At 70.1% G+C, this 25,623-nt stretch carries 27 protein-coding genes; 9 read left to right on the top strand and 18 right to left on the bottom strand.

All coding sequences use genetic code 11. The features are described from left to right. Positions 1-5 precede the first annotated feature (5 nt). Both RBS60_RS04480 and RBS60_RS04475 read left to right on the top strand, forming a co-directional pair. Positions 6-590, top strand: coding sequence for a TetR family transcriptional regulator (locus RBS60_RS04480; protein WP_307956324.1), 585 nt, complete (start codon positions 6-8; stop codon positions 588-590). A 122-nt stretch (positions 591-712) separates the two neighbouring features. Further along, on the top strand, positions 713-1,744 hold the full coding sequence (locus tag RBS60_RS04475) for an aldo/keto reductase (protein ID WP_307956323.1): 1,032 nt from the start codon (positions 713-715) through the stop codon (positions 1,742-1,744). 48 nt (positions 1,745-1,792) lie between these two features. Here the strand turns inward: RBS60_RS04475 and RBS60_RS04470 are convergent, their stop codons facing one another. The 6 genes from RBS60_RS04470 to RBS60_RS04445 are packed head-to-tail and all read right to left on the bottom strand — an operon-like array spanning position 1,793 to position 7,128. After that, complete coding sequence (locus RBS60_RS04470) at positions 1,793-2,044, bottom strand: GntR family transcriptional regulator (protein ID WP_307956322.1); 252 nt, start codon at positions 2,042-2,044, stop codon at positions 1,793-1,795. After that, the gene (locus tag RBS60_RS04465; protein ID WP_307956321.1) at positions 2,041-2,961 is read right to left on the bottom strand and encodes a sugar phosphate isomerase/epimerase; all 921 of its coding nucleotides are present in this window, start codon (positions 2,959-2,961) and stop codon (positions 2,041-2,043) included. Before RBS60_RS04465 ends, RBS60_RS04470 begins: the two co-directional genes overlap by 4 nt. Positions 2,962-2,994: 33 nt before the next feature. Continuing rightward, positions 2,995-4,239 carry a Gfo/Idh/MocA family oxidoreductase gene (locus tag RBS60_RS04460; protein ID WP_307956320.1) on the bottom strand — a complete coding sequence of 415 codons (1,245 nt, stop codon included), beginning with the start codon at positions 4,237-4,239 and terminating at the stop codon, positions 2,995-2,997. A gap of 29 nt (positions 4,240-4,268) precedes the next feature. After that, positions 4,269-5,051 carry an ATP-binding cassette domain-containing protein gene (locus RBS60_RS04455; RefSeq protein WP_307956319.1) on the bottom strand — a complete coding sequence of 261 codons (783 nt, stop codon included), beginning with the start codon at positions 5,049-5,051 and terminating at the stop codon, positions 4,269-4,271. Beyond that, positions 5,048-6,142, bottom strand: a complete 1,095-nt coding sequence (locus tag RBS60_RS04450) for an ABC transporter permease (RefSeq protein ID WP_307956318.1) — start codon at positions 6,140-6,142, stop codon at positions 5,048-5,050. The genes RBS60_RS04455 and RBS60_RS04450 overlap by 4 nt, the downstream gene beginning before the upstream one ends. Beyond that, a complete protein-coding gene (locus tag RBS60_RS04445; RefSeq protein ID WP_307956317.1) occupies positions 6,139-7,128 on the bottom strand; it encodes a sugar ABC transporter substrate-binding protein in 990 nt (329 codons plus the stop codon). Before RBS60_RS04445 ends, RBS60_RS04450 begins: the two co-directional genes overlap by 4 nt. Positions 7,129-7,276: 148 nt before the next feature. Here RBS60_RS04445 and RBS60_RS04440 point away from each other — a divergent pair, with 148 nt between their 5' ends. The 3 genes from RBS60_RS04440 to RBS60_RS04430 all read left to right on the top strand — a co-directional run bounded on the left by RBS60_RS04440 (position 7,277) and on the right by RBS60_RS04430 (position 10,515). Beyond that, entirely contained in the window at positions 7,277-8,293 is a 1,017-nt protein-coding gene (locus RBS60_RS04440) for a LacI family DNA-binding transcriptional regulator (protein ID WP_307956316.1), read from the top strand. Positions 8,294-8,531: 238 nt separating this feature from the next. Continuing rightward, entirely contained in the window at positions 8,532-9,251 is a 720-nt protein-coding gene (locus tag RBS60_RS04435) for a response regulator transcription factor (protein WP_307956315.1), read from the top strand. Next, on the top strand, positions 9,244-10,515 hold the full coding sequence (locus tag RBS60_RS04430) for a HAMP domain-containing sensor histidine kinase (protein ID WP_307956314.1): 1,272 nt from the start codon (positions 9,244-9,246) through the stop codon (positions 10,513-10,515). Before RBS60_RS04435 ends, RBS60_RS04430 begins: the two co-directional genes overlap by 8 nt. Positions 10,516-10,567: 52 nt before the next feature. Here RBS60_RS04430 and RBS60_RS04425 read toward each other — a convergent pair whose 3' ends face one another. Further along, a complete protein-coding gene (locus RBS60_RS04425; RefSeq protein ID WP_307956313.1) occupies positions 10,568-11,227 on the bottom strand; it encodes a hypothetical protein in 660 nt (219 codons plus the stop codon). 209 nt (positions 11,228-11,436) lie between these two features. On the opposite strand from RBS60_RS04425, the gene RBS60_RS04420 reads away from it, so the two are divergent. After that, on the top strand, positions 11,437-12,162 hold the full coding sequence (locus RBS60_RS04420) for a Pr6Pr family membrane protein (RefSeq protein WP_307956312.1): 726 nt from the start codon (positions 11,437-11,439) through the stop codon (positions 12,160-12,162). 10 nt (positions 12,163-12,172) lie between these two features. After that, positions 12,173-12,994, top strand: a complete 822-nt coding sequence (locus tag RBS60_RS04415) for an IclR family transcriptional regulator (protein WP_307956311.1) — start codon at positions 12,173-12,175, stop codon at positions 12,992-12,994. Between the two features lie 20 nt (positions 12,995-13,014). Here the strand turns inward: RBS60_RS04415 and RBS60_RS04410 are convergent, their stop codons facing one another. The 5 genes from RBS60_RS04410 to RBS60_RS04390 all read right to left on the bottom strand — a co-directional run bounded on the left by RBS60_RS04410 (position 13,015) and on the right by RBS60_RS04390 (position 17,658). Then, entirely contained in the window at positions 13,015-13,296 is a 282-nt protein-coding gene (locus RBS60_RS04410) for a DUF427 domain-containing protein (RefSeq protein WP_307956310.1), read from the bottom strand. Between the two features lie 91 nt (positions 13,297-13,387). Further along, positions 13,388-15,082: an FAD-dependent oxidoreductase gene (locus RBS60_RS04405; RefSeq protein ID WP_307956309.1), complete on the bottom strand. Its 1,695-nt coding sequence runs from the start codon at positions 15,080-15,082 to the stop codon at positions 13,388-13,390. Beyond that, positions 15,079-16,155, bottom strand: a complete 1,077-nt coding sequence (locus RBS60_RS04400; RefSeq protein ID WP_307956308.1) for an alcohol dehydrogenase catalytic domain-containing protein — start codon at positions 16,153-16,155, stop codon at positions 15,079-15,081. Before RBS60_RS04400 ends, RBS60_RS04405 begins: the two co-directional genes overlap by 4 nt. 2 nt (positions 16,156-16,157) lie before the next feature. Next, complete coding sequence (locus tag RBS60_RS04395) at positions 16,158-16,478, bottom strand: YciI family protein (RefSeq protein WP_307956307.1); 321 nt, start codon at positions 16,476-16,478, stop codon at positions 16,158-16,160. A 91-nt stretch (positions 16,479-16,569) separates the two neighbouring features. Then, positions 16,570-17,658, bottom strand: a complete 1,089-nt coding sequence (locus tag RBS60_RS04390) for an NADH:flavin oxidoreductase/NADH oxidase (protein WP_307956306.1) — start codon at positions 17,656-17,658, stop codon at positions 16,570-16,572. Between the two features lie 165 nt (positions 17,659-17,823). Between RBS60_RS04390 and RBS60_RS04385 the strand changes: the two genes are divergently transcribed. Next, positions 17,824-18,498 carry a hypothetical protein gene (locus RBS60_RS04385; RefSeq protein ID WP_307956305.1) on the top strand — a complete coding sequence of 225 codons (675 nt, stop codon included), beginning with the start codon at positions 17,824-17,826 and terminating at the stop codon, positions 18,496-18,498. Positions 18,499-18,501: 3 nt separating this feature from the next. Here the strand turns inward: RBS60_RS04385 and RBS60_RS04380 are convergent, their stop codons facing one another. The 4 genes from RBS60_RS04380 to RBS60_RS04365 all read right to left on the bottom strand — a co-directional run bounded on the left by RBS60_RS04380 (position 18,502) and on the right by RBS60_RS04365 (position 22,118). Next, the gene (locus RBS60_RS04380; protein WP_307956304.1) at positions 18,502-18,723 is read right to left on the bottom strand and encodes a hypothetical protein; all 222 of its coding nucleotides are present in this window, start codon (positions 18,721-18,723) and stop codon (positions 18,502-18,504) included. A 108-nt stretch (positions 18,724-18,831) separates the two neighbouring features. Then, positions 18,832-20,163, bottom strand: coding sequence for a hypothetical protein (locus RBS60_RS04375; protein ID WP_307956303.1), 1,332 nt, complete (start codon positions 20,161-20,163; stop codon positions 18,832-18,834). 58 nt (positions 20,164-20,221) lie between these two features. Then, entirely contained in the window at positions 20,222-20,575 is a 354-nt protein-coding gene (locus RBS60_RS04370) for a hypothetical protein (protein ID WP_307956302.1), read from the bottom strand. A 364-nt stretch (positions 20,576-20,939) separates the two neighbouring features. Further along, positions 20,940-22,118, bottom strand: a complete 1,179-nt coding sequence (locus RBS60_RS04365; RefSeq protein ID WP_307956301.1) for an MFS transporter — start codon at positions 22,116-22,118, stop codon at positions 20,940-20,942. 86 nt (positions 22,119-22,204) lie between these two features. Between RBS60_RS04365 and RBS60_RS04360 the strand changes: the two genes are divergently transcribed. Further along, positions 22,205-23,098, top strand: a complete 894-nt coding sequence (locus RBS60_RS04360; RefSeq protein WP_307956300.1) for a LysR family transcriptional regulator — start codon at positions 22,205-22,207, stop codon at positions 23,096-23,098. Positions 23,099-23,178: 80 nt separating this feature from the next. On the opposite strand, the gene RBS60_RS04355 is transcribed toward RBS60_RS04360, so the two are convergent. Both RBS60_RS04355 and pdxA read right to left on the bottom strand, forming a co-directional pair. Then, the gene (locus RBS60_RS04355; RefSeq protein WP_307956299.1) at positions 23,179-24,528 is read right to left on the bottom strand and encodes an MFS transporter; all 1,350 of its coding nucleotides are present in this window, start codon (positions 24,526-24,528) and stop codon (positions 23,179-23,181) included. A 44-nt stretch (positions 24,529-24,572) separates the two neighbouring features. Continuing rightward, complete coding sequence (pdxA, locus tag RBS60_RS04350; RefSeq protein ID WP_307956298.1) at positions 24,573-25,592, bottom strand: 4-hydroxythreonine-4-phosphate dehydrogenase PdxA; 1,020 nt, start codon at positions 25,590-25,592, stop codon at positions 24,573-24,575. Positions 25,593-25,623: the final 31 nt, after the last annotated feature.

Below are 25,623 nucleotides of genomic sequence, written 5' to 3'. Positions count from 1 at the left end.
GTCCTGTGTCCGACGACGCACCAGGCACCCTGCGCGAGCGCAAGAAGGAGCGGACGCGGCGTGCGATTCACAACGCCGCGTTCGCCCTCGCGGCCGATCGTGGGCTCGGCCAGGTGACCATCGCAGACATCTGCGCTGCAGCGGGCATCTCCGAGAGGACCTTCTTCAACTACTTCCCGTCCAAGGCGGCGGCAACGCTCGGGGTCCCCGAGCGGCCGCTGTCCCCGGAGCAGGAGCAGCGGTTCCTCGAGGGCGCCGGCTCCCTCGTGGACGACCTCTGCGAGCTCGTGGCCGGGATTGCCGGTGGTCCTGAAGGCGACATTCCGCGGATCAAGCGGCTCATGGGCTTCGAACCGGATCTCCTGGCCGCGCTCCATCAGTGGTCTTCGGGCGCGCGCCGGGGCGTGATCCGTCTTGCAGAGAAGCGGGCGACGCCGGAACGCGCGCGCCTCGCCGTGGGGCTCGTCTTCGCCGCGCTCATGCTCCACGCGGACACGACGTTCTCGTCGGGGCCGGGCAGGGCGACGCCGGAGGAGCTTCGGGGGATCGTGGCGCGGCTCTGCGCAGTGGGGGATTCGGATGCCGCCTAGCGCGAACCCGGACCCCCACGTCGATGCCTCAGAGGCGGCAACTGATCCATGGCAACGGCTACCCACAGAAGTGGGCCGCCCCTAGGCTGGACGAGAACCGGACCCTATCAGTGGAGGCATCCATGGAGTACCGCACACTCGGCCGCAGCGGGGCAGTCGTCTCGGCGTTTGCCCTCGGAACCATGACGTTCGGCGCGGAAGCCGACGAGGCGGCGTCGCACGCGATCCTCGACGACTACGCCGCCGCGGGTGGCACCTTCATCGACACCGCGGACGTCTACAGCCACGGCAAGTCCGAGGAGATCATCGGGCGCTGGCTCGCCGCCAACCCCGATCTGGCGGAGCAGATGGTCATCGCGACCAAGGGCCGGTTCCCGATGGGAGAAGGGCCCAACGACCTCGGCACCTCGCGCCGCCACCTCCGCATAGCCCTCGACGCGTCGCTGCGACGGCTCGGCGTCGACCACGTTGACCTGTACCAGATGCACGCGTGGGACCCCTACACACCGGTCGAGGAGACGCTGCGCTTCCTCGACGACGCCGTCACTGCGGGCAAGATCGGCTACTACGGCTTCTCCAACTTCCTCGGCTGGCAGCTCACCAAGGCCGTCTACGAGGCCAAGGCCCACGGCTGGGCCGCGCCCGTGACGCTGCAGCCCCAATACAACCTGCTCGTGCGCGGGATCGAGTCGGAAGTGGTGCCCGCCGCCCTCGACGCCGGCATGGGCCTGCTGCCGTGGGGCCCCCTCGCGGGGGGCTGGCTGAGCGGCAAGTACCGCCGCGACACGCAGCCGACCGGCGCGACGCGGCTCGGCGAGGATCCCCAGCGTGGCATGGAGGCGTGGGGCCCGCGCAACGCCCGCGCCAAGACCTGGGACATCATCGATGCTGTCGGAGGTGTAGCCGAGGCCCATGGAGTCTCGCAGGCCCAGATTGCGCTCCGCTGGCTCGTGGACCGGCCCGCCGTCACGTCCGTGATCCTCGGCGCTCGCACCCGTGAGCAGCTCGCGGACAACCTCAAGGCCGCGGACCTCGCGCTCACTTCCGAGGAGGCCGCCGAGCTCACCCGCGTCAGCGAGCCGGACGTCGAGCCGTACCCCTACGGGGTCAAGGCGGTCGAGCAGCGCAGCCGTTCCATCGCCGGCGGGCGGTAGGGCGCACGACGGCGGGGCCTCCTGCCGCTCAATCGACCCGACCACACGTCAGCAGACGAAGGTACCTGCTCTGCGGGTTCGCGTGAGCATGCCCTTCCGCTCGAGGTAGGCCCACGCGCGGCGGACGGTAGCGACGGACAGACTGAGCTGTTCCGCCATGTCCTTCTCTGGGTCGAGCCGTGTTCCGTGGCCGAGGGCGCCCGACTCCAGCGCCCGCTCGAAGCTGACGGCGAGTTGGTAGTACAGGGGTTCAGGCCCGCTGCGGGGCAGCGGGAGGAGCTGCGCGTAGTGCATCGTCATCGCCCGAACCGGAGGGCAGAAACGCCGCACCCGCCGAGATACGAGCGCGTGCGCTGCGCAATCGGGAACGGTGCGTCCGGCGGGGCTGGATACATGTCCTGCTCGACGATCGCGAACACATCGGCACCGCTGCGCTTCGCGAGCACGCCGACGGCGTCGAGCAGCGGCGGGAGGTCCGGCACGCCGAGCGGCGGTTCGGTCATCGCGCCGAGCTTGACGGCCTCGCTGAACGGCAGGTCCTCGTCGTGGACCTTCGCGACGACCTCGGGATTCACCTGCTTGAGGTGCAGGTACCCGAGCCGCTCCGGGTGCCGGAGCACGACGGCGAGGCTGTCTCCACCGCAGTACGCGAGGTGGCCAGTGTCGAGGCACAGGTTCACGAACGCCGGGTCCGTGTCGGCCAGGAGCCGATCCACGTGCACCTCCGTGGCCACGTGCGCGTCGGCGTGCGGGTGATACTGCAGGCGCACGCCGTACTCCTCGAGCATCGCCTTGCCGAGCCGGTCGAGGCCGGCCATCTTGGCGCCCCACTGTTCGGGCGTGAGCTCGCCGGGCTCGAGGGCCTCGCCCGTGTAGAGGTCGCGCCACATTTCGGGGAGCACGACGACGTGCTGGCCGCCGAGCGCCGCGGTGAGGGCCGCGACGTCGGTCACCTGGCTCCAGACGGCGTCCCACGAGTCGGGCTGGTGGAGCCGCTCGGAGACGGTGCCGGCCGAGAGGGCGAGGCCCCGGGACTCCAGCTCGTCCCGCAGCTGCGACGGGTCGGTGGGGAGGTAGCCGTAGGGGCCGAGCTCGATCCACGAGTACCCGGCGGCGGCGACCTCGTCGAGGAAGCGTGTGTAGGGGACCTGCTGGGGGTCGTCCGGAAACCAGACACCCCACGAGTCCGGGGCGGTTCCGACGCGGATGGAGGCCATGCTGAAGCTCCTTTCCTTGGGTCTGGTTGCGGCTCAGGCCGGCTGCGCGGCGGCGGTGGTGGAGAATCGAGCGCGGGAGCCGACGTCGACCGCGGCACCCGACGCGGCGGCGTCGAGCGCGGCCCCGACCACAGCCATCATGCGCACGGCGGTCGCGAAGTCGGTGTCCATCGGCCGGTGGTCGCGCACGCAGCGCAGGAACTCCTGGATCTCGGCGGTGAACGCCTCGGCATACCCGGTGCCGACGCCCGCGCCGGGCATGGCGGCGACGTCGGTGAAGTATGGGTGATCGGGGCCCGTGATGACCCGGCGGGCGCCGTTGAAGCCGCGGCCGGCAGCACTTGCCCCGGGCTGGGACAGGGAGGCCTCGAACAGGTGGAACTCGCCGGCGCTGATCGAGTCGAACGAGATGCTGCCAGCGGAGCCGAAGACCTCGACGCCGAGCGAGTTGGGCACTCCGTGGGCGATGCGGGAGAGCGTGATCTGGCCGACAGCGCCGTTCTCGAACTGGGTCGTGAGGAGGGCGATGTCATCGTTGGTCACGGGCCCGTGCTCGACCGACGTCGAGCCGCCGTGGCCGATCGCGCCAGCCGCGGGGAGCGGGCGCTCGGCGATGACCGTGCGCAGGGTTGAGGAGAGCACGCGCGTGACCTGCCCCGCGACGAACTGCGCGGCGTCGATCGCATGCGCGCCGATGTCCAGGAGTGCGCCGCCGCCGGAGAGCTCCTGGGAGTAGCGCCACGAGAGGGCTCCGGCCGGATCTGCGGCGTAGTCGGCGTTGTACCAGGCGCGGACGGTGTGGACCTCGCCGATCGCGCCGGCGCGGACCGCCTGGGCGACGGCGGCGAGCCCGGGGAGGCGCCGGAACGAGAATCCGACGCCGGTCACCGCAGCCGAGCCCTCCGCGAGCTCGGCGAGGTGCTCGGCCTCGGCCGGGGTCCGTCCGATGGGCTTCTCCGCGAAGAGGTGCTTGCCTGAGGCGATGACGCGGGGAAGCACGTCCTTGTGGAGATGGTTCGGCAGGGCGACGCTGATGGCGTCGACCTCGGGGTCGGCCAGGAGCGCGTCGATGTCCGCCGTCGCGTGGGCGAAGCCGTAGCGGTGGGCCACTGTCTCGGCGAGCGCGAGGTTCGGGTCGGCGATCGTGTGGAGGACGACGTCGACGTCTGCGAGGTCGGTGGCCATCATCGCATTGCGGTAGCCGAATGCGTGGGCCTGACCGGCCATGCCGGCGCCTATGATGCCGATCCGGACAACGGTTCGGGAGGTTGCAGTCATGGTTCTTCTCCTTCTCTGGGGTACGGGGTCTAGCTCAGGACGGTGTGGAGCTCGTGCTGGAGGGCCTCGAGCTCCGCACCCCCGGACATCTGCTGGGCGAGGTCGGCGATCGTGATCTCGTCCTTGGAGTAGTCACCGATCGTGCGGCCGCGCTGGAGCAGGACGAAGTGGTCGCTCACCGGGTAGGCGTGGTTGGGGTTGTGGGTGATGAAGATGACGCCCAGGCCGCGCTCGCGGGCCTGGATGATGTACTTGAGCACGACGCCGGACTGCCGGACTCCCAGCGCGGCCGTCGGCTCGTCCAGGATGAGGACGCGGGCGCCGAAGTACACGGCACGGGCGATCGCTACGCACTGGCGCTCGCCGCCTGAGAGGGTGCCCACGGGCTGCTCGGGGTCGCGGATCGAGATGCCCATCTTGCCGAGCTCCTCGACCACGATGTCCTTGCTCTGGTGCGGGGTCAGAAAACCCTTGCGGGTGGGCTCCGAGCCGAGGAAGAAGTTGCGCCAGATCGGCATGAGCGGTGCAAGGGCGAGGTCCTGGTAGACGGTCGCTATGCCGCGGGCGAGCGCGTCGCGCGGGGAGGCGAACCGGGTCTCTTCGCCGTCGACGAGGAAGCTGCCCGAGTCCGGGGCATGGACGCCCGAGAGGGTCTTGATGAAGGTCGACTTGCCGGCGCCGTTGTCGCCCAGGACCGCCGTGACCTCTCCTGCCCGCACGGCGCACGAGACGTCCTGGAGGGCGCGGACATGGCCGAAGCTCTTGCTGATGCTCTTGACTTCGAGGATCGGGGTTGTGCTGTTCGTGGTCATGACCGGACCGCCTGGGACTTCTTCTTGAGGTACAGGTTGATGAAGACGGCGACGAGGAGGATCGCGCCGAGGAAGAACTTGAACAGTTCGCTCGGGAGGCCGGCGAGGGGCATGCCCTGCTGCACCATGCCGAAGATGAGGGCGCCTATCGAGGCGCCCAGGACTGAGCCGGCGCCGCCGGTGAGGAGGCACCCGCCGATCACGGCGGCGATGATGAAGTTGAACTCCGCGCCGATTCCCGTGGTCACTGTCGCGGAGGCGTACCGCACCACCGTGAGCTGGCCGACGAGCCACGCCGCGACGGCGGTCCCCACGAAGAGCCCGATCCGGACCTTCGCGACGGGGACGCCGACGGCGAGGGCACCCGTCGCGTTGCCGCCGACGGCGGCGATCCAGTTGCCGATCCTGGTGCGGGTCAGCAGCACGATTCCGACGACCGTGAGGACGATCCACCAGACGAGCGAGATCTGGAAACCGCCGACCGAGGAGCCGAAGACTGCCTGGGCGGCCTCGAAGCCGGTGTACTTGGCCAGCCCTGACACGGTGACCTGATGGGTCAGGTTGGACGTGACTGCGTAGTTGAGGCCCCAGAGCATGAACATCGTGCCGAGCGTGATGATGAAGCTCGGGAGCTTGGTCCTGTGCACGAGGATGCCGTTGAGGAGCCCGATCACCACCGCGAACACGAGCGAGGCGATCATCCCGAACCACACGTTCGTGTTCAGCTGGGTGGTTACGAGGGCCGTGACGAGCGCCGTCGAACCCGTCATGACGCCCGCGGAGAGGTCGAACTCGCCGCCGATCATGAGCAGGGCCACCGCGACGGCCATGATGCCGAGCGTCGCGGCAGGGTCCAGGAAGTTGCCGACACCTGCCGGGGACGCGAACGCCGGGGCGAGGACCGAGAAGCCGATGAAGACGATGACCGCGGCCGCTGCCGAGCCGAACTCGGCGGACATGAACAGCCTGCGGGCGCGGCCCACCCGCACGAGGCGATCGTCGGCGTTGTGCGTTGCACCGGGGACCGGAGCGGGAGCGGAAGCGGAACCGCTCCCTGCGGTGGTAGGACTCAGGTTCTGGGCCATGGTCATCGGGTCCCCTTGGAGACGAGGTCGGACACGGTGGCGACGTTGTCCTTGGTGATGAAGGCCGGACCGGTGAGGACCGGCTGGCCGCCGCCGACGGTGTTGAGGTTGTCGTGGTTGAGCACGAGGAAGGCGATCGGGAGGTAGCCCTGGAGGTACTGCTGCTGGTCCACCGTGAAGGCGATCGAGCCCGCCTTGATGTCGTTGAGCACGTCCGAGTTGATGTCGAACGAGCCGAGAGTGGCCTTGCTGCCGGCGTCCTTCATGCCCGCGAGGGTCGAGACGGCGACGGTCGGGTTGAGCGCGAGCACCGAGTCGAAGGAGGAATCGCCGAGGAGCTTGGACTTGACGGTCGCTTGGATGCCCTGGGGGTTGTTGAGGTCCACCTGGAGCTTCTCGACCTGCCCGCCGAACGCCTCAGCGGCGCCCTGGCAGCGCTGCTCGAGGCCGATATTGCCGGCCTCGTGGATGATGCACAGGAGCTTCTTGCCGCCCGAGGCCGCGAGCTTCTGGCCGGCACCCTTGCCAGCGGCGGTCTCGGTCTGGCCGACGTGCTCGAGGGCCCCGAGCTTTGCGGAGACCTCCGCGCCGGAGTTGATGGTCACGAACGGGACGTTTTTGGACTTCGCGTTGCCCAGGGCCGACGTCAGGGCGTCCGGGTTCGCGAGCGAGACGACGAGCCCCGCGGGGTTCTTCGCGAGGGCGGCTTCGATCAGCTGGGCCTGCTTGGATCCCTCGACGTCGCCCGTGACGGTGACGTTGACGCCGTACTGCTTGCCAGCATCCTCCGCGCCGCGCTTGACGACGTTCCAGAAGTCGCCGTCCGGATTGCCGTGGATCACGACCGCGTAGCTCAGGTCGCGCTGGGCGCCCGCCGCGGCCTGTCCGGTGGCACCGGCAGCCTGGCTCGGGTTCCCTCCTGTGCCGCAGGCGCTGAGCGCCAGGGCGAGTGCTGCGGCGCCTGCCGCGCCAATGGTCTTCCAACTCTTCATCGAGTCCTCGCTTATGGTGGTGGCTAAAGAAGAAATCTAGAGCGCTTTAGATGTGGTGGTGCTCACAATCTAGAGCGCTCTAGAATGTTGTGTCAAGGGCATGAAGGATCGGCTAGCCTGCCTGTAGGGAAGCCAGAGAGGAGGATCCGTGGTGACGGTGACCATGGCCGACGTCGCGCGGGAGGCGGGAGTCTCGCCCGCGCTCGTCTCGCTCGCGTTCAGGGATGCGTACGGGGTGAGCGCCACGACGCGGACGAGGATCCTCGAGACCGCACGGCGGATGGGCTACCAGCCGAATCGGGCCGCGTCGCGGCTCGCGAGCAAGAGCGACGACACGCTTGGTGTGTTCCTGCTCGACCTGCACAACGAGGTGTTCGCCGACATGTTCGACGGCATGCGCGAGGCTGCGCGGACCGCCGGGCGGGAGCTCGTGCTCACCGTCGGGTCGATCGGCGGGTCATTGGACCGCCCCGCGCTTGACTCGCTCGTGCGGGCCCGCGTGAGTGCCGTCGTCGCCGGTGGCCTTCTCCTGCCCGACGCCGAGCTGGCCGAGTACCGCGGCCGGCTCGCCCTCGTGAGCGTGGCACGGGTGGTTCCCGGGTTCGACGCGGTCGCCTCGGACAACGTCCTGGGCGCGACGCTCGCCGTCGAACACCTCGTGCGTCTCGGGCACCGCCGGATCCTTCATCTTGCGACCCCACCCACAGACGGCTACGGCGGGCGTCGGGAGGGATACCTCAGGTCCATGTCCGACGCCGGCCTCGAGCCCTGGGTGCTCACCTGCGACTACGCGAGGCAGGCGGCCTTCGACCTCGTGATGCCGCTTCTGGGACCCGCTGCCCCAGACCGCGAGCAGCCCACCGCGATCTTCACCCACAACGACCAGACGGCCCTCGGCGTCCTCGACGCCGTCCACGCGCACCGTCTGCGCGTGCCCGAGGACATCTCCGTGGTCGGCTACGACAACACCTCCGCCACGAAGCCGCCGGGCGTCGACCTGACGACCGTCGATCTGCACGCCGCGGATCTCGGGCGGCGGGCGACGGAGATCGCCGTCGTGCGCTCTGAGGACCCGATGCGCGAGCCGATGGTCGAGACGTTCGAACCCTCGCTCGTGGTGCGCGCGTCGACGGCCCCGCCGCCGAAGGGGCACCTGATCCGCTGAACTGTTGACGAGGCGTTGCCCGGCTGTTCCCTGCGCGACGATCACCCGTTGCCGAGGGGTCCGTACCGTTGAAGTGTCAGATCCGTCTGGCAGCGGACGGCCGCGACGAGGGACCCGGCGCGTGATTATGGGGGGCGCCGGGTCCCGCCGGTCCGCGGTGCCGCCGGACGGAGGGTGTGGGGCATCTGGGCCACGGGCTTTCGGAGGAGAAAGGCGGCGCCTCGGTATGATCGAGGACATGCCCGGCCGGATCCTTCTGGTGGAAGACGACGACGGCATCGCCCTGCCGCTGGTCCGCACCCTCGAGCGGGAAGAGTACGACGTCGAGCGGGTCGCCGACGGTGCCGCAGCGCTCGGGCGGCTTCTGGCCGGCAACAGGGACCTTGTGATCCTCGATCTGGGCCTGCCCGACATGGACGGGCTGGATGTGTGCCGGAGGGCCCGCGAACAGGGTTTCGCGGGCGGGATCATCGTGCTCACCGCGCGCAGCGGGGAACTCGACCGGGTCGTGGGCCTCGACGTCGGTGCGGACGACTACATGGCCAAGCCGTTCGGCCTTGCCGAGCTGCTCGCGCGGATCCGTGCGATCCTCCGCCGCAGCGCTCCCTCGGATCCCGTGGAGCCCGCCGTGCGCCTGGGCCCCGGGGCGGCCGCGGCCGAGGGCGGTCTCGAGGTCGACGTCGCGTCGCGGCGCGTGCACGTCGGGGCCACTGAGATCCCGCTCAGCGCCAAGGAGTTCGACCTCCTTGTGGTCCTGCACGAGCACCGGGGCGCGGTCGTGACGCGCGAGCGCCTCATCGACCAGGTCTGGGACGAGAACTGGTTCGGCTCGACCAAGACACTCGACGTCAGGGTCGCGCGGCTGCGTCAGAAGCTCGACGCCGCAGCGGCCCGTGCCCGCGTGACCACCATCAGGGGCGTCGGATTCCGACTCGACGAGCAAGCGGACGATGCGTAGACGGCTCGTCCTCGTCTTCGTCGTGCTCGCGGTATGCATCATCGCCCTGTACGGCGGCCTGCGGGCCTTCATCGTCGCGGATCTGGTCCGAAGCGGCGAGCGGTCGCATGTCGCGACCGAGGCGGGACTCGTCGCCGTCGTCCTCGGCGAGTACGAGGGGCGGGGCGCTGTGACAGCGGAGAACCTCCGGCCGCTGCTGGGGGACTCGAACGAGCGCATCGACTATACGCGTCCGGACGGGCAGGTCGTCTCGGCCGGCATGGCCGATGGGGAACGGGATGCGGCCGCGACCCATGCCGTTCCGGGTGGCGGAACGGTCACGGTGACGAGGTCGGAGAGCGCCGTGGCCGCGAGCGTCCAGCGCGCAGTAGGGCCGGTCACCGGCCTCGGCGTGGCCCTCCTCGCGGCCTCCGTGCTCGCGGCGCTGATCCTTGCCCGCGTCATCTCCGCGCCCTTCGTCCGGCTCGCTGCTGCTGCGCGGGCACTGGGCGAGGGACGCCTCGAGCTGCACCTCGACCGCTCCTACGCCATCTCGGAAGCACAGTCCATCGCCACGGCTCTCGAAGAGAGCGACCGCGAGCTGCGCGAGCGGATCCGGCGCGGCCACGAGTTTGCCGCGAATGCGAGCCACCAGCTCCGCACCCCGATCACGGCCCTCCGGCTCGAGCTCGAGGACCTGAGCCTGTGGCCCGAGACCCCACCCGCCGTGGCGGAGCAGCTCGGCCGGGCGCTCGCAGAGATCGACCGGCTGACCGCCGCCATCCAGGACCTTCTCGAGCTTTCGCGGGGTGCCGTTCCCGGCGCTTCGACAAGGGTGCCCCTCGGGCCGATGCTGGCCGACGCCGTCACGCGCTGGCACCATGAGGCTTCTGCGGCGGGCCGCTCAATCCGAACCGCCAGCGTCGACGAGCACGTGAGCGTACCGGCGCCGTCGAGTCAGATCCTGGACGTCCTCCTCCACAACGCCCTCCGTCACGGCAAAGGACAAATCACGCTCTCCGCAGCCCGCGCTCCCGGCTACGTCCGGGTCCGCGTCGCCGACGAAGGGGACCGCCCGAAGCAGCGCAGCCTGTTCGAGAGGTCGCCCCAGAAGCCCTCGCCCGGGGGTGAGGGAATCGGTCTGGCGCTCGCCTCTGAGCTCTCGGAAGCCTTGGGCGGGCACCTTGTCCTCGATCCGGGCCCGACGACGTCGTTCACCCTCATGCTCCCCGACGCGCCGGCCGGGGACAGACATGGAGGCGGCCCCGCCGCCACCGGAGCCTGAGTCCAGGTCCTGGGGCGGCGGGGCCGCGTGGAGTGGCTGATGGAACGTGCCGTCAGCCCTGGGTCGTCCCGCTCGAGGCACTGCCGGACGCGGAACCCGAGTTCGCGCCGTCGTGCATCCGGTGGCCGCCCATGCCGAAGTTCGTGTCGGCGGTGACCGTCTTGTAGTCGGCGCTGACGTCGTACTTCGTGGTGGTGCTGCCGGACGTGGCGACGACGTCGAACGAGCCGTCCGAGTCCTTCCACGAGTCCTTGACCGTCGCGTTGGCGTCCTTGGCCTTGACGGCTGCCGTGACCTTCGAGAGCTCGTCGCTGGAGAGCGGCGTGCGCTGCCCGCCGCCCATGCCGTGGCCGGCGTGGGTGTTCTGCGTGACGGTCGCGTAGTCGGCGCTGACCTCGTAGCGGACGGTCGAGCCGTTGGAGGTGGCGGTGGCGTCGAACGAGCCGTCGGCATCCTTCTCGACCTTGGTGACGTTGGCGTTGGCGTCCTTGGCCTTGACGGCCGCGGTGACCTTCGAGGTCTCGTCCGCAGAGGCCGCGGTGTGCTGGCCGCCGGGGCCGTGGGTGGAGCTCGAACCGCTGCTCGAGCCGCCCGACGTCGCCGAGGGGCTCGGCGTCGTCGCGGCGTTGGCCACGGCGGCACCCCCGCCGATGAGGGCGGCCACGGCGGCGGCCGAGGCGGCTGCGTAGCCGATGCGCTGGGTGACCTTCATGTGTTCTCCTGTCGATGAGCGGCTCGGCGGACTTCGCCGCACCGTCCATTCCAGAGTCGCGCCCGAACCTGTCATTGACCTTTCGCTGGGCCATGCAGGAAGTGGGAGTTCGCTCTGCAGGAGCTGCGTGTTCGGTCCGGACCCAGCGCGACGTGAGAGTCGGACCTTCGACTCTGGGGGATGACGGGAGCGCAGCCGACACTGGTCGCATGAGCGGCATGTCGACGTTGAATTCCCCAACCCAGCGCAACCACGGCCTCAATGACGCCCTCCATCCGGACCGCCCTTGGATCCGTCTGATCCGCGCGGCGACGGGACTCGCAATGCTGGCCGCCCTCGCCCAGGAGACCTACGACGCGACGCAGCCCGGCAACTCGGTCGACATCCCGCAGCTCTTCTCCCAGTTCACGTTCCACTCGAACCTCGTCCTCGGGCTCATGTTCCTCGTCTCCGCCGTGCGGCGGCGGGCGCAGCTTCCCCGGTGGTGGGACCACCTGTCCGGGGCCCTCGCGTTCTACCTGGTGATGACGGGCATCATCTACGCAGTGCTCGTGGCACCGCCCGGTGAGCCGTGGTGGACACTGAACCTGTACTGGCCGTGGATGGTCACCCATCGCATCGCCCCGGTTGTCGCGGGCCTCGACTGGCTCCTGGTCACGCGGACCGTCCGCGGCCCGTGGTGGAGGCCCCTCGCCTGGCTCGCCTACCCGGTCGTCTTCCTGGCCTTCTCGTGGGTGCGCGGCGCCCTCGACGGCTGGTACCCCTACGACTTCCTCAATCCGAGGTTCGGCGGGTGGGGTGCCGTGCTGGTCACGGGTGCCGAGGTGCTCGCGGCCTTCCTCGTGGTCGGGACCCTCGTCCACCTCGCGGGCAACGTCCGCGTGGCGCTGTCGGGGGAGAGGGCGGTGGGGAGGGCGCGCCCTCACAGAGCCTAGGCTCGAGGCCATGGCCAACAGCTCCACGGGCGACTCCGTGATCCACCGCGTCGCGCGCATCCTCGAGGCGTTCACCCGTGAACACCCGGTGCTCACCCCGGCCGAGCTGGCCCGCGCGGCAGGGCTCTCGACGTCGACCGCGCACCGCCTCGCGACCGGCCTCGCCGCCGAGGGCCTCCTCGCGCGCGCCGAGGACGGCCGCTTCTCGGTCGGGGCGCGGATGTGGGAGCTCGCCGCGCGCTCCAACCCCCTCGAGGACTTCCGCCGACGCGGGCTGCCGTTCCTCGAGGGGATCCACGCGGCCGTGCGCCAGCACGTCTCGCTCGCGGTCGCTGACGTCGAGAGCGGCACCGTCCTGTACGTCGAGCGGCTCGAGCAGCACGGCAACGCGGTCAGGAACCTCGGCGAGGTCGCAGCCAGGCTGAGCCTCACCGAGACGTCGCCGGGGCTCGCGATCCTCGCTCACGAGGCGCCTCCCGCGCGGGAGCGGGCACTCGCCGTCGTGCGCGAGGGGCACTCGGGTGAGGGGACGCACGACGCCGCGCCGCACCTCCGCGCGACGCTCGCCGAGGTGCGGCACACCGGCTATGCCCGACTCGCGGGTGTGCTCGTCGAGGAGAACGTGGGCTATGCCGTGCCGGTGTTCGGGCCGGGCAACGCCGTGATCGGGGCGATCTCCGTGGTCATGCCCCTCGCGGAGGACCGGCCGGAGCTCGTCCTGCCGGTCCTCGTCGCCGCAGGCCGGGGCCTGTCCCGGGCGATGGGCGCCGAGCGGCGGCCGTATGGGGAGCGGGCGTGGCTGCGGGGCCAGAGGACTGGCCCCGCGTCCTAGATGCCCCGTGGCGGTGGCCGTCAGGCCTCGACGGTCACCCCATGCCAGAAGGCAACCCTGTCGGCCACCTGAGTGGCGCCCGGGAGCGGCCGGGGGTAGTACCAGGCCGCGTTCCGGTTCTCCCTGCCGCCAGCGGTGACGGTGTAGTAGCTCGCGAGTCCCTTCCAGGGGCACACGGTGTGCTTCCGGGCCGGGGTGAAGTACTCATCGCGGAGCGACTCCTTGGGGAAGTAGTGGTTGCCTTCCACGACCACGGTGTCGTCCGATTCGGCGATGACGGTCCCGTTCCAGATGGCTTTCATGGCTGCTCCTATGCTTGGTGGTGTCCTCACCGTAGCCAGCGCGCTGGCGGGGGTACCGCAATCTGGCACACAGTCCGAAGGGCCTGCGGAGTCAGGCGGGGACGCTCGCGCGCGCCTGCACCACGTGCCCAGCCGCCGCGAAGGCCTTCGCCACCGCGGAGCCCAGCGTGGCCCCGCCGCCCGGGTACGCGTCCTTGAACACCGTCGCCGAGCAGTTGCCCGCCGCGTACAGGCCCGGGATCGGCTCGCCGGCTGGGGTCAGGACGCGCCCGTCTAGGTCCGTCTCCAGGCCGCCGGCCGTGCCGAGCGCCCCGGCGTGGATGCGCACCGCGAAGAACGGCCCGGCCTCGAGCGGCGCCAGGCACGGGTTGGGCGCGATGGCCGGGTCCCCCAGGTGCCGGTCCTGTTCCGTTGACCCGCGGCCGAACTCCGAATCCACTCCGGCGCGCGCGTCCGCGTTGAACCTCCGGACCGTCGCCGCGAGTGCCCCGGGGTCCACACCGATCTCCCCGGCCAGTTCGGCGAGCGTCGCGGCCCGGTGCATCCAGGCGGGCACGGTCCCGGCAGGGCTGCCCGCCACGGGGTACCGCGCCCGGTAGCCGGCGTCGAAGACGAGCCACGCGGGGTTGTTGGCAGGCCGTGACGTCTCCGGGTCGATGTTCGCGAACACCCGTGAGAGGTCGTGGTAGTTCATCGCCTCGTTCACGAACCGCTTCCCGGCCGCGTTGACCGTGATCGATCCCGGCAGCGTCATCTCGACGTTGCCCATGCGCCCGGTCGGTGCGCCGTCATACTCCCAGCCTTCCGGCGCGATCACCGGCACGCCCCAGATCGCGCCCGTCTGGCTCACCATCGCACCCGCGCGCAGCCCGAGCAGCAGTCCGTCGCCCGTGTTGGACGGCGCGCCGATCGCCGTGGTCGCGAACTTGAGGAGCGACGCCGCGAGCTCGGCGTTGCGCTCGAACCCGCCCGAGGCGATGAGCACCGCGCCGGCGGTCAGCGAAGCGGCGGCCCGCGCGGCGGCCGGAGTTGCCGATGACGGGGAACCGTCGCCGATGCGCACGAGCCAGCGGTCGCCGTCGTGCACGCCCTCCTCCAAGGGCGAGAGCCCCACCACCGGCGCCGACACCGCGAGGTGCACACCGCGCTCGACGGCGGTCGCGACCAGGGCGCCGACGAGCGCGCCGCCCATCGTGCGCACCCCGGCGGCCGCGCGCCCGGCCAGCAGCGCGGGGTCCGGAGCGGCGCCGTGGAGATGGTCCCGCTCGTGCATCGAGATGAGCGGCAGGTACGTGGGCGGCCGGAGCGCCTCGGAAAGGCCGGGGATGCCGGTGAAGAGCGCGGGGTCGAACGGATCGTTGTCGAGGCTGCGCCCGCCCGCCACGGCCCCGGGCCACTCCATGTGGTAGTCCGGACGGTCCAGCGGGGTGAGCCGCACGTGGGTCTCGCGGTCGAGGAAGTCGACGGCCTCGCGCGACGCGCGCAGGTACCGGCCGATCTCCTCCTCGTCCATCGCACCGTCCGTTGCCGCCCGCAGGTACGCGGCGGCGCACTCACGGGAATCGGAGCCCGGCTCCATGAGCGGGTTGTCGGGGGCCCAGATGACGCCCCCGCCCGCCGCGCTCGTCCCGCCGAGGTGCGTGGCCTTCTCGAGCACGACGACGCGCAGCCCCGCCGCCGCTGCCCGGCATGCGGCGACGAGCCCCGCGGCGCCGGAGCCCATGACGGCGAGGTCGTAGCGCAGGCCGAGGTCTGGCACCGGGGTGAGGAACGTGTGCGCGCTCATGCGGATTCTCCCAGGGCTGCCGCGAGCGAGGGCTCGTCGGGTGAGGGTGCGGAGATGTCGATCGCGATCTTGCCCACCCGCTGGGTGCGGTCGCGAAGCAGGCGGAACGCGGCGTCGAGCTCGTCGAAGCCGAAGCGGTGGGTGATGAGGGCGCGGCACGCCTCCTGGTTGCGGGCCAGGAGGTCCAGCGCCTCGTCCATGTGCTGGGAGTTGCGTGAGCCGAGGAGGTCGATCTCCTTGACCGGGAGCGAGCGCATGGACAGCACGAGCTCGCGGTCGCTGATCCCCACCGCCACGACCCGCCCGGCCGGGGCGACGAGGTCCACCGCCGTGCGCAGCGAGGCCGGCGCGCCGGTCGCATCGATGACGAGCGAGGGGCCCTGCCCGTCGGTCCACTCGTCGATGAGGTGTCGCTGCGCCGCGTCGGGGAAGCTCGGCGCGACGGCCAGCGTCGCTTCCGCGCCGAGTCCCGCGGCGATCGCGAGCCGCTCGCGGTCCGTGTCCACCACCACCACGCTGCAGCCCAGCTCGCGCAGGGCGAGCAGCGCGAACAGGCCGATGGGCCCCGCGCCGCTCACGAGCACGCGCTCGCCGGCCTCGGCCCGGCCGCGGCGGACGGCCTGGAGCGAAATCGAAACGGGTTCCCACAGTGGCGCGAGGTCCACCGGCAGGCCCTCGGGCAGCCTGCGGGTGCGGTCGAGCGGGACGAGCATGAACTCGGCCAGCGCGCCGTCGTCCTCGTAGCAGCCGTACACGCTCATGCTCCCGCAGGCGTTGGGCCGTCCGATCGAGCACGCGTAGCACCGGCCGCACGCGGCGTACGGGGAGACCGCGACGTGGTCGCCCACTGCGAACGCCCCGCCCTCGTCGTCGGGGTGCAGGGCGGCGATCGTCGCGGAGAACTCGTGGCCCTGGACCATGGGCAGCGGCGTCGCGTAGTCGTCCTCCCAGATGTGGACGTCGGTGCCGCACAGCGTCACGCTGCGCACACGCACGACGGCGCGCCCCGGCTCGGGCGCCGGGATCGGCGCCTCGTCGTAGCGGATGGTCTCCTTGGAGACGGTGCGGGCCACTCTCATCGCGCGGCCCCGGCCGGCTTGGGCTCACTCTGGACCGTCAGCCGTTCGGCGCCGAAGAACGGCTTCCACGGCGTGATCGTGCGGCGCGCGATGAGCCCCTCCCGGCGGAACGGGTCGGCGTCGAGGAGGGCCGCGACGTCGTCCGCGGATTCGCCCGCGAAGACCAGGAGCGCGCCCGCGCCGTTGCTGGTCGGGCCGGAGACGACGAGGCGGCCAGCCTCGTGCTGGCCCGAGAGGAACGCGACGTGCTCGGGGCGGTGCTCGTCGCGGCCGGCAGCGTCATCGGTGTACTCGTAGGTCACGGCAAAAACAGGCAAGGGGTCCTCCTCGGTGAGGGACTGGGTGGGTCCAGCCCAGTCTCGCGTGACCCACGCCACCCGAGGGCGGGATATCCCATTCAGTGGGACATTAAGCCTCGTCGCGCCACTTCGCGCGCGTGTACTGCGGCGGCCAGCTGTCGAGCTCCACGCCCAGCTCGTGGGCGGCGCGGAGGGCAAAGTGCGGATCGCGGAGGAACTCGCGCGCCACCATGACCGCGTCCGCTTCGCCGTTGTCCACGATCTGCGCGGCCTCCTCGGGCTTCGTGATGAGGCCGACGGCGTTCACGGGCTTCCCGGTTCCGGCGCGCACTGCGGTGGCAAACCCCACCTGGTAGAGCGGCTTGACGGGGATGCTCGCGCGGGCCACGAGGCCGCCCGAGGAGAGGTCGAACCAGTCCGCGCCCTCGGCTGCTGCCCACCCCGCGACCGTGATCGTGTCGTCGAGGTTCCACCCGCCGTCGACCCAATCGGTGGCAGAGAGGCGCACGAGGAGGGGAACGGCGTCGCCCGCCTCCGCCCGCACTGCCCGCACGATCTCGAGGAGCAGCCGTGCGCGGTTCTCGAGGCTCCCGCCGTACTCATCCGTGCGGAGGTTGGAGAGCGGGGAGAGGAACTGGTGCACGAGGTATCCGTGCGCGCCGTGGATCTCGAGCGCGTCGAAGCCGGCGCCGAGGGCGCGGCGGGCGGCGGCCGCGAAGTCCGCGACGACGCCGCGGATCTCCTCCTGGGTGAGCTCTCGGGGTTCGGCGTAGCCGTCGAAGGCGACGGCGGACGGCGCCACGGTCTGCCAGCCGCCGTCCTCGACTGACTGGGTGCCGTGGCCGCTCCACTCCCGGTACGTCGAGGCCTTCCGGCCAGCGTGGGCGAGCTGGACGGCCGCAGTGGCGCCCTGGCCGTGGATGAAGTCGACGATCCGCCGCCACGCTTGGGCCTGGGAGTCGTTCCAGATGCCCGTATCCCAGTTGGTGATCCGACCCTCGGGGCTCACGGCGCTCGCCTCCGTCATGACGAGGCCTGCCCCGCCCCGCGCGAGGGAGCCGAGGTGGGCCAGGTGCCAGTCTGTCGGCACGCCATCCCACTCCTCGACGGAGTACTGGCACATGGGCGAGACCCACAGTCGGTTCCTGATCTGGACGTCCCGGATATCGACGGGGGTGAACAGCTTCGCGGAAGGCATGAGGCCTACGCTTCCGCGGCAGTTCGCTCGAAGTCAAACCAGAGAGGCACTCCGATGTTGATTGAGTGCGCCCTGTGTGGGAAAGAGCACCGTAGTCCCTACAGCAGGGGCGCGTGACGACTGCTGCCGCTACATCACATCAGCCATCAGAGGAAGGCGAACCAAGTGAGCCACGCAGAACGCAGCCCGGACAGCCACTACGAGGAGAGCGAGCGCTACGGAGACCGTGAGCGCTACGAGGGGGACGCCGAGCGCTACGAGGGCGCCGAGCGTTACGAGGGCGATGGCAGGGCTTCCGTGGCCGAGCAGAGGAGGCGCTTCGGTGGTGTGAAGCCCGGCTCGGCGTTCTTCGGATGGCTGACCGCCACGGGCATGTCTGTGGTCCTGACCGCATTGATCAGTGCCGCAGGCGCCGGAGTCGCGATCGGCACCCAGACCGACCCCGCCAAGCTGGCCAATGAGGGACCGACGGTGGGGATCGTCGGGGCCATTGCGGTGGCCGTGATCCTCTTCGCCGCCTACTACTGCGGCGGGTACGTGGCCGGACGGATGGCGCGCTTCGACGGGGCGCGGCAGGGCATCGCGGTGTGGCTGTGGGCCGTGATCATCGCGATCATCCTCGCGGTCCTCGTTGCGGTGGCCGGAACACAGTTCAACGTCCTCTCAAGCCTCAACAGCTTCCCGCGGATCCCGGTCGACGAAGGCACGTTGACGACTGGCGGGATCATCGTCCTGATCGTCGCCGCGCTCATCGCGCTCGTCGGCGCCGTGCTCGGCGGGGTGGCAGGAATGCACTTCCACCGGAAGATCGACCGGGCCGCCCAATCGCCCGTCGCCTAGCTCTCAGTCGCCCTTCGCGTAGCTCGCGGCGCTGAGGAACTCGAGGCCAACGAACTTCTCATCGCCGACCACGTGGGCGTCGTGCCCGGGCGGGATCGTGTACGAGTCGTCGGCAGTGATGGTGGCCGTCTCCCCGGAGTTCAGGCGCACCTCGAGTGTGCCGGCCACGCAGAAGCACGACGCCGATCCCTCGCCGAGTGCCCAGCGCGTCACCGTGATGAGCACCGTTCGCTGGTGCCGGCCGCCCGAGGCCGGACGCCAGGGGCCCTCCCCGCGCTGCGCGGGAAGGGCCCCTGTGTGGACGGGTCGGCATGGAAGGGCCGGCCGGAGAGGCTATACGGCCGCCTCGGCGAGCTCCTTGCCCTCCGAGGCGCTCTGGGCGCTGCGCTTCCCGCGCAAGGCCTGCGCGGGAGCGGCGCCCGCATTGCGCTCGACGGCCTCGGCCGCGATGTAGAGCCCCTCGCGGTTCAGGTGACGCGAGTAGGAGGAATCCAGGTACAGGGTCGGGAAGGCATCGTCCGAGTTCATCTCGGTGGCCTTGGCCAGCAGCGCCGGGTACAGGAAGGTCTTCACCGGACCGGATCCGCCGCCGTAGACGTAGGCGACCTCCGTGGTCGCGCCGACGACGGCGAGCACGCGGCCGAACTGCTCCGTGACCTCCTTGGAGAAGAAGATCATCTCCTCCTCCACAAAGCGCGCGACCTTCTCGTAGAAGTTGCGCTTCAGCGGTGACGGACCGGCCTGGAGGTACTCGGCGAGCTGCTTGCGGGACGTGAAGCCCGAGACGAAGCCGCGGTCGTCCATCGCCTTGAGGGCGTCCGTGAGCACCGAACCGTAGCCCTTGCCGTACGTGGTGGAGGCATCGGCGTTGAACCTGCCCGCGGTGAAGACCGGGAAGTTCACGGTGCCCTCGCCGATGTCAATGCCAACCGTGTGCTGGGCGGCCAGGACGTCCGCGGAGGTGATGCCCTCGAGCGCCACGCCCCTGCGGCGGAGGTCCTTCAGCATCGCGTCCATGAGCGGTTCACCCTTGGCAGTGATCGCGTACTGCGCCGAGGCACCCTCGGGGATGACCTGCACGTCGACGAAGTGGAGCTTGACCGAGACCGGAGTGTCGAAGTTGTGCACCGTGACCGTGTGCGTGCCGGTCGTGAACTCTGTCGCGTAGCTCGTGCGGTGGGTGAGGTACTCGTTGATCGGAAGGGCCAGGGCGACGCGACCCTGCACGCTGAGCGTCTCATCGGCCGGCGGGAGCGCACGGTGCTCGCGGACGTAGTCCCGAAGCGCTTTCGCCGCGAAGGCGCCCATGACGAGGACCTTGCTCAGCTCCTGCGCGGCCTTGCTGCGGCGGCCCACGACGTCGAATTCGTCGAAGGCGCCCTGGGCGCTCAGCGCCCGGGTACCGAAGAGGCGCCGGTACTTGTCCCCGACCAGAGGCGAGTCGAAGCTCACATCGAGTTCGTTGTAGAAGTCGCCATCCAGCTTGGCCATGGCCTCGTGGTCGGCGTCCGGAAGCGCGTTGGACCTGGTGACGAGCGCGACGGCGCTGGGCAGATCGATCTCGTCGATCCTCGCCGCGCCGGAAGCGCGCTCCCCGCGGATGATTCCCTTGACATAGCCGTTGCCGACGTCGATCCCGCCGGTGAGATTGATTGAGATGGTCACGTGGATGATTCCCTTCGGTGAAATTCGGTGGAGACTGTGTTGCTTGCGCTGCGCGGGCTTACCGCGTCATCGCGAAGATGTCGTTGATGTCCATCGGTCCTGCAGAAGGCGGCTCAGGTTCGGAACGGGACTCGCGCGCCGGCTCGGCCTCCTGCGCTGGCCATGGCCTCTGGTCGGGGGCCTTCCTGGGTTGGGCTGCAGCTGACCCCCGGGCAGGAGAACCCGCGGTGTCCTCAGGGGAGGAGCCCCCAGAACGGACTCCCCCCGGGAGCTGTGCCACAGGGCGGTTGACGACGTCGATGTAGCCGAGGCGCTCGATGCTCTCGCGGATCAGCATCCTCACCGACAATGACGGATTGTCCTGCAGCTCCATCCACGCCACGACGGCCTCGTCGGCCGCCGGGACGCTCACCCGGAAACGGTGGGGCTGCGGTTTCACCGGCGCACCCGTCCCTTCTCGGGGACTGGCCATATGCATCTCCTCTCATCGTTCGACGGGCATCTGCTCAATACCCGTGCATTCCAGCGGCCACATTGTGGTCACAGGTGGCCAATGACGACCCAGATCGGGCCACTCTTGGTCACGTCGTGGCCGCGTGCGGGCGCTGGACATGGATTGACCGCAAGCGGCCCACGTGTGGTCCAGTCGCGGTCAACAGCTGATCATAGCCAGCCCGGGGTGAACGTCAGGAAACTACCGTTCGTGAGGAACGCGAACACCGTGAGCCGCCGCCCGCGGCGCCCCGCGCAGCGCCCTTCACGACGCACGCCGCCCTTCACGACACCCGGCGCCGTTCCCACGTCGCGTGCCCGAGCGTCACGACCGCCGTGAGCAACGCCGTCGCTACGAGGCCGAGGAGGAAGATGGCGCCGTACTCCCCATTGCCGGCGAGCCCCGCCGTGAGGAACGTGCCCGCCGAGCTGCCCAAGAAGAGCGAGCACGCGAACAGCGAGACCGCCGTAGCACGGGCCTTCGGCGCGACCTCGGTGGCCCAGCCCTGCACCGATGAGTGCAGCACCGCGTTCGAAGCACCCACGAGGACGGCGGTGACAGTGATCGTCGCCGGGTTCTGCGAGATCGACGACGCCACATACCCGACCAGCAGCACCACCCCGCCGATCCCCATGAGCTGCGTCCGCGTGAACCGCTGCACCAGACGCCGCATGAGCCGCGCCCCCACGATCACGCCCACCCCGTACCCCGACGCGAGGAGTCCCGCGACGGCGATCGGCACGTTGGCGTGCTGGAGGGCCGGAACGAAGTAGGTCAGGATGCCCATGAGCACGGCGCCCTCGAGGATCGCCACCCCATAGACGCCGAGTGCTGCGCCCGAGAAGGCAGCGCGGACGTCAACGCGCCCGCGGCGGTGAGCGGCGCCGTCGTGCGCCCGCCGGAGGAAGAGCAGCAGCGCGAGGCACCCGAGCGCGGGAAGCCCGAACACCACCCGCCAGTCCGTGAACGCCGCGAGAGCGCCCGCGGCGAGGGTCGCGACCGTGGTGCCGAGCGCCGAATAGATCTGCAGGTCGGAGAGTCCGCGGGCGCGTTCGATGCCCGTGCGCGTGTCGCCGATGATGGTCAGGAGCGTGGGGTAGAGGCACCCGGCCATGAGCCCGGCCGCCGACCTCGCGATGAGCAGTGGCACGTGCGCGCTGAACAGGGTGCTGGCGATGGCGGCCAGCAGCAGCCCCACGAGTGCCGTGCGGAGCACTGTCACGCGGCCGAACCGGTCGCTGATGAACCCCCACAGCGGCTGCCCGAGCGCATAGAGGAGCGAGTAGGACGCCACGAGGCCCACGGCGTCGGCGAGCGTGAGATCGGTGCGGTTGGCCAGGACCACGAGCATCGGGGGAGTGGCGAAGCGGTCGAAGAAGGAGAGGAAGCCGATCGACCTCAGGACCGGGTCGGGGATGCTGCCGGCGCCTGTCTGCTGGTCGGAGTCCTTCGTCGCGGTCACGCCGTCCACCCTACAGAGTGCGCCCGGAGGCCGGGCCGGAGGCTGGTCCTGAGGCTGGCCCCGCCTCCGGGTGCTTGAATGGGCGCGTGGAGATCAGGTGGCTCGAGTCGTTCGTCGCCGTCGCGGAGGAACTGCACTTCGGGCGGGCGGCGTCCCGCCTGCACGTGGCGCAGTCGCCGTTGAGCCAGACGATCCGCAAGCTCGAGAAGGACATCGGCGTCCCGCTCTTCGACCGCAGTACGCGCAGCGTTTCCCTCACGGCCGCCGGGCGGTCGCTGCTCCCGCACGCATACCGCGCGCTCGAGGAGGTCGAGGTTGCGCGGCAGGCCGCGCACGCTTCGGTCGGAACGGTGTACGGGCATCTGACTGTGAGCTTCACAGGCGCGATCAACCACCGCACGCTGCCGCGGCTCACCCGAGCGCTGCGGCGGGCGTACCCGGACGTGGTGCTCTCGCTCGAGGGGCGCGTGGTGACGGGCGACGCCGTCGCGCAGCTCATGCGCGGAACGCTCGACGTGGCCTTCGTGGGGCTCCCGCTTGATCCGTCCCCCCTCGAGTCCCGGCTGATCGCGCGGGAGCCGCTCGGCGCCGTCGTGCCCGTGGACCACCCGCTCGCCCAGCGGGCCACGCTGGAGCTGACTGAGCTGCGGGACGAGGACTTCATCATGATGCCCTCCGGCGGCGGCTCGGACCTCGAGCGGACGGCGACGGCGGCCTGCGTCGCGGTGGGCTTCCGGCCGCGGGTAGTCCAGGAGATCGGCGACCCGTTCATGATCCTGACGTTCGTCGCGGCCGGCATGGGCGTGAGCCTCGTGAGCGAGGGGATGAGCGACATCCTCCCGCACGGCGCGGTCTACGTCCCTATTGCCGGACCGCAGGCGTACCTGCAGCACGGGCTCGCGTGGTCGCCGTCGAATCCCTCGCGGGTGCTGCCGTACGTGCTCGAGGTCGCGCGAGAGGTGCTGCCGACGCCGGGGTGAGCCCGGATCTGCCGACGCCAGCACGCATCCCGCGGACGGCCTTCTGCCCGTCCGCGGGATGCGTGGTTAGCCTGCAGCGCTTAGGAAGCCCGCAGGGCGCGTGGCGCGGGCTGGGCTTCCTCTTCGACGTCAACGTCGATCGGCGTGCGCTTGCTCGGGCCGATCCAGACGGCCGCGATGGTGATGGCGGCCTGGCTGATCATGTAGATGGCCACGGGCCAGTACGAGTGGGTTGCCGCCAGCAGGAGGGTGGCCAGGACCGGACCGAGGCCGCCCGAGATCGCGCTGCCGACTTCGCGGGACGAGGCAAGGCCGGTGAAGCGGATCCGTGCCGGGAAGAGGTTGGCCAGATAGGCGCCCTGAGTGGCGGACATGCCGCGCACTGCGATCGCGTAGATGATGACGATCGCGACGATGACGGTCGGGACCGACTTGGTGTCGATCATCCAGAACATCGGGAAGATGAACAGCGCGACGGCGATCGCCGAGCCGATGTAGACCCGTCCGATGCCGAGGCGGTCGCCGAGCCATCCGAACAGGGGGTAGGTGAAGAGGCTCACGAGCGAGGCGACGAAGAGGCCGTTGAGCCCGACGCTCTTGTCGAGGTGGAGGAAGGTTGCCGCGTACGCCAGGACGAATGTCTTGACGAGGTTGGTGGTTGCGTTCTCCGCGAAGCAGGCGAACATCGCCACGAACCAGTTGCGCTTATAGGAGGCGAAGACTTCCCTGACCGGGCTCTTGGGCTTCTCCTTGGTCCGGGTGACGGCCAAGTACTCCGGGGACTCCATGACACGCATCCGGATGAGCAGGCCGACCACGATGCCGATCACGCTGGCGAGGAAGGGAAGGCGCCAGCCCCAGGCCATGAACTCGTCCTTGGGCATGAAGTCGAGGAGGGAGTAGAAGGAGGTGCCGAGCATGATGCCGAGGGCCAGGCCCGCGCCGGGGAGGCTGGTGAGGAGGCCTTGGCGCTTCTTGCTCGCGTGCTCAGAGACCATGACCTGGGCGCCGCCGAACTCAGCGCCCGCCCCGATCCCCTGCAGGATGCGGAGGACGAGCATGAGGATCGGAGCCCAGATGCCCGCCTGGGCGTAGGTGGGAAGCAGCCCGATGAGGGCGGTGGAGAGGCCCATGAGGACGAGGGTCGCCGCTAGCACATTCTTGCGGCCGATCCTGTCGCCGAGGGCTCCGAACACGAATCCTCCGAGCGGACGGAAGAAGTAGCCGATGGCGGTGGTGGTGAGGGCGGCAGCTGTGCCGATGAGCGGGTCGAACTGGGGGAAGAAGAGCGTATTGAACACGAGGGCTGACGCCGTGCCGAAGAGCACGAAGTCGTACCACTCGATGGTGGTGCCGATGACGCCGGCGAGGATGGCCCGGCGGACCCACTTGGTGCGCTCCTGCGGGGTGGGGCTCATGACGTTGGACATGGTGGTTCCTTCTACTCCGTTGTAGCTAGATGCGGGTGGGAGGTCTACTGCTGGAGGGCCAGGCGCGGGGACATCTCGGCGGCCTGTCGGAGGGCTTCGATCATGCTGCGGACATCCGCGATGCCCTTGCCGGCAATGTCGAATGCAGTGCCGTGATCGACTGAGGTGCGGATCACGGGCAGACCAACCGTGATGTTGACGCCGGCTTCGATGCCCAGGACCTTGACCGGGCCGTGCCCCTGATCGTGGTACATGGCAACGATGAGGTCGTAGTCGCCGCGGCCCGCGAGGAAGAAGGCCGTGTCCGCGGGGAGTGGGCCGCGGGCATCGATCCCGTCTGCTTGGAGCCGCTCGATGGCTGGTGTGATCTTCTCTGCCTCCTCGCCATAGCCGAAGAGGCCGTTCTCCCCAGCATGCGGGTTGATGGCGCAGACCCCGATCCTCGGCTGGGCCACGCCTGCCCGCTTCATGGCCTCGTCGCCCCGGCGGACGGTGCGCTCAACGAGGCCCGGCTCGATCTTGCGGATTGCGTCGATGAGGCCGATGTGCGTCGTGACGTGGATGACCTTGACCTTGGGGGTCGAGAGCATCATCGAAACCTCCTCAACGCCCATGAAGTGCGCGAGCAGTTCGGTGTGACCCGGGTAGATGTGCCCGGCCCTGTGGAGGGCGGACTTGTTCAGTGGGGCGGTGCAGATGCCCTGGACCCGGCCGGCCGAGGCCAGCTCGCACGCGATCCTGACATAGTGGTACGCCGCGTTGCCTGCCTCCGCCGATTCCTCGCCCCACGCGAGGTTCTCGGGCAGGAGGCCGGGGTCGATGACGTTGACACGACCGGGGGCGAAGACGGCGTCCTCGACGCCCTCGACCGTGACTACCTCGGCTGCGAGACCGAGAGCTTCGGCAGCGAGGCGCAGGCGGTGGGCGTCTCCGACCACCACGGGGCGACTGTCGGCATAGGCGCTCGGGTGGACCAGTGCGCCGACGGTGACTTCGGGGCCGATTCCGGCGCCGTCGCCCATGGTGACGGCGATGAAGGGCCGGTCGTCGTATTCGGTGGACATGCAGATCTCCGTTGTCTCTGGGGGTTCTTCG

The organism is Sinomonas sp. ASV486 (genome assembly GCF_030908215.1).
Classification (GTDB): Bacteria; Actinomycetota; Actinomycetes; order Actinomycetales; family Micrococcaceae; genus Sinomonas; species Sinomonas puerhi.
This window is presented reverse-complemented; position numbering and strand designations above follow the sequence as displayed.

Bases quoted from the DNA above. Each gene is read 5' to 3' on its own strand.
- RBS60_RS04475 (WP_307956323.1), top strand. From the start codon at position 713: ATGGAGTACCGCACACTCGGCCGCAGCGGGGCAGTCGTCTCGGCGTTT.
- RBS60_RS04470 (WP_307956322.1), bottom strand. From the start codon at position 2,044: ATGACGATGCACTACGCGCAGCTCCTCCCGCTGCCCCGCAGCGGGCCT.
- RBS60_RS04465 (WP_307956321.1), bottom strand. From the start codon at position 2,961: ATGGCCTCCATCCGCGTCGGAACCGCCCCGGACTCGTGGGGTGTCTGG.
- RBS60_RS04460 (WP_307956320.1), bottom strand. From the start codon at position 4,239: ATGACTGCAACCTCCCGAACCGTTGTCCGGATCGGCATCATAGGCGCC.
- RBS60_RS04455 (WP_307956319.1), bottom strand. From the start codon at position 5,051: ATGACCACGAACAGCACAACCCCGATCCTCGAAGTCAAGAGCATCAGC.
- RBS60_RS04450 (WP_307956318.1), bottom strand. From the start codon at position 6,142: ATGACCATGGCCCAGAACCTGAGTCCTACCACCGCAGGGAGCGGTTCC.
- RBS60_RS04445 (WP_307956317.1), bottom strand. From the start codon at position 7,128: ATGAAGAGTTGGAAGACCATTGGCGCGGCAGGCGCCGCAGCACTCGCC.
- RBS60_RS04435 (WP_307956315.1), top strand. From the start codon at position 8,532: ATGCCCGGCCGGATCCTTCTGGTGGAAGACGACGACGGCATCGCCCTG.
- RBS60_RS04430 (WP_307956314.1), top strand. From the start codon at position 9,244: ATGCGTAGACGGCTCGTCCTCGTCTTCGTCGTGCTCGCGGTATGCATC.
- RBS60_RS04425 (WP_307956313.1), bottom strand. From the start codon at position 11,227: ATGAAGGTCACCCAGCGCATCGGCTACGCAGCCGCCTCGGCCGCCGCC.
- RBS60_RS04420 (WP_307956312.1), top strand. From the start codon at position 11,437: ATGAGCGGCATGTCGACGTTGAATTCCCCAACCCAGCGCAACCACGGC.
- RBS60_RS04415 (WP_307956311.1), top strand. From the start codon at position 12,173: ATGGCCAACAGCTCCACGGGCGACTCCGTGATCCACCGCGTCGCGCGC.
- RBS60_RS04410 (WP_307956310.1), bottom strand. From the start codon at position 13,296: ATGAAAGCCATCTGGAACGGGACCGTCATCGCCGAATCGGACGACACC.
- RBS60_RS04405 (WP_307956309.1), bottom strand. From the start codon at position 15,082: ATGAGCGCGCACACGTTCCTCACCCCGGTGCCAGACCTCGGCCTGCGC.
- RBS60_RS04390 (WP_307956306.1), bottom strand. From the start codon at position 17,658: ATGCCTTCCGCGAAGCTGTTCACCCCCGTCGATATCCGGGACGTCCAG.
- RBS60_RS04355 (WP_307956299.1), bottom strand. From the start codon at position 24,528: ATGTCCAACGTCATGAGCCCCACCCCGCAGGAGCGCACCAAGTGGGTC.
- pdxA (WP_307956298.1), bottom strand. From the start codon at position 25,592: ATGTCCACCGAATACGACGACCGGCCCTTCATCGCCGTCACCATGGGC.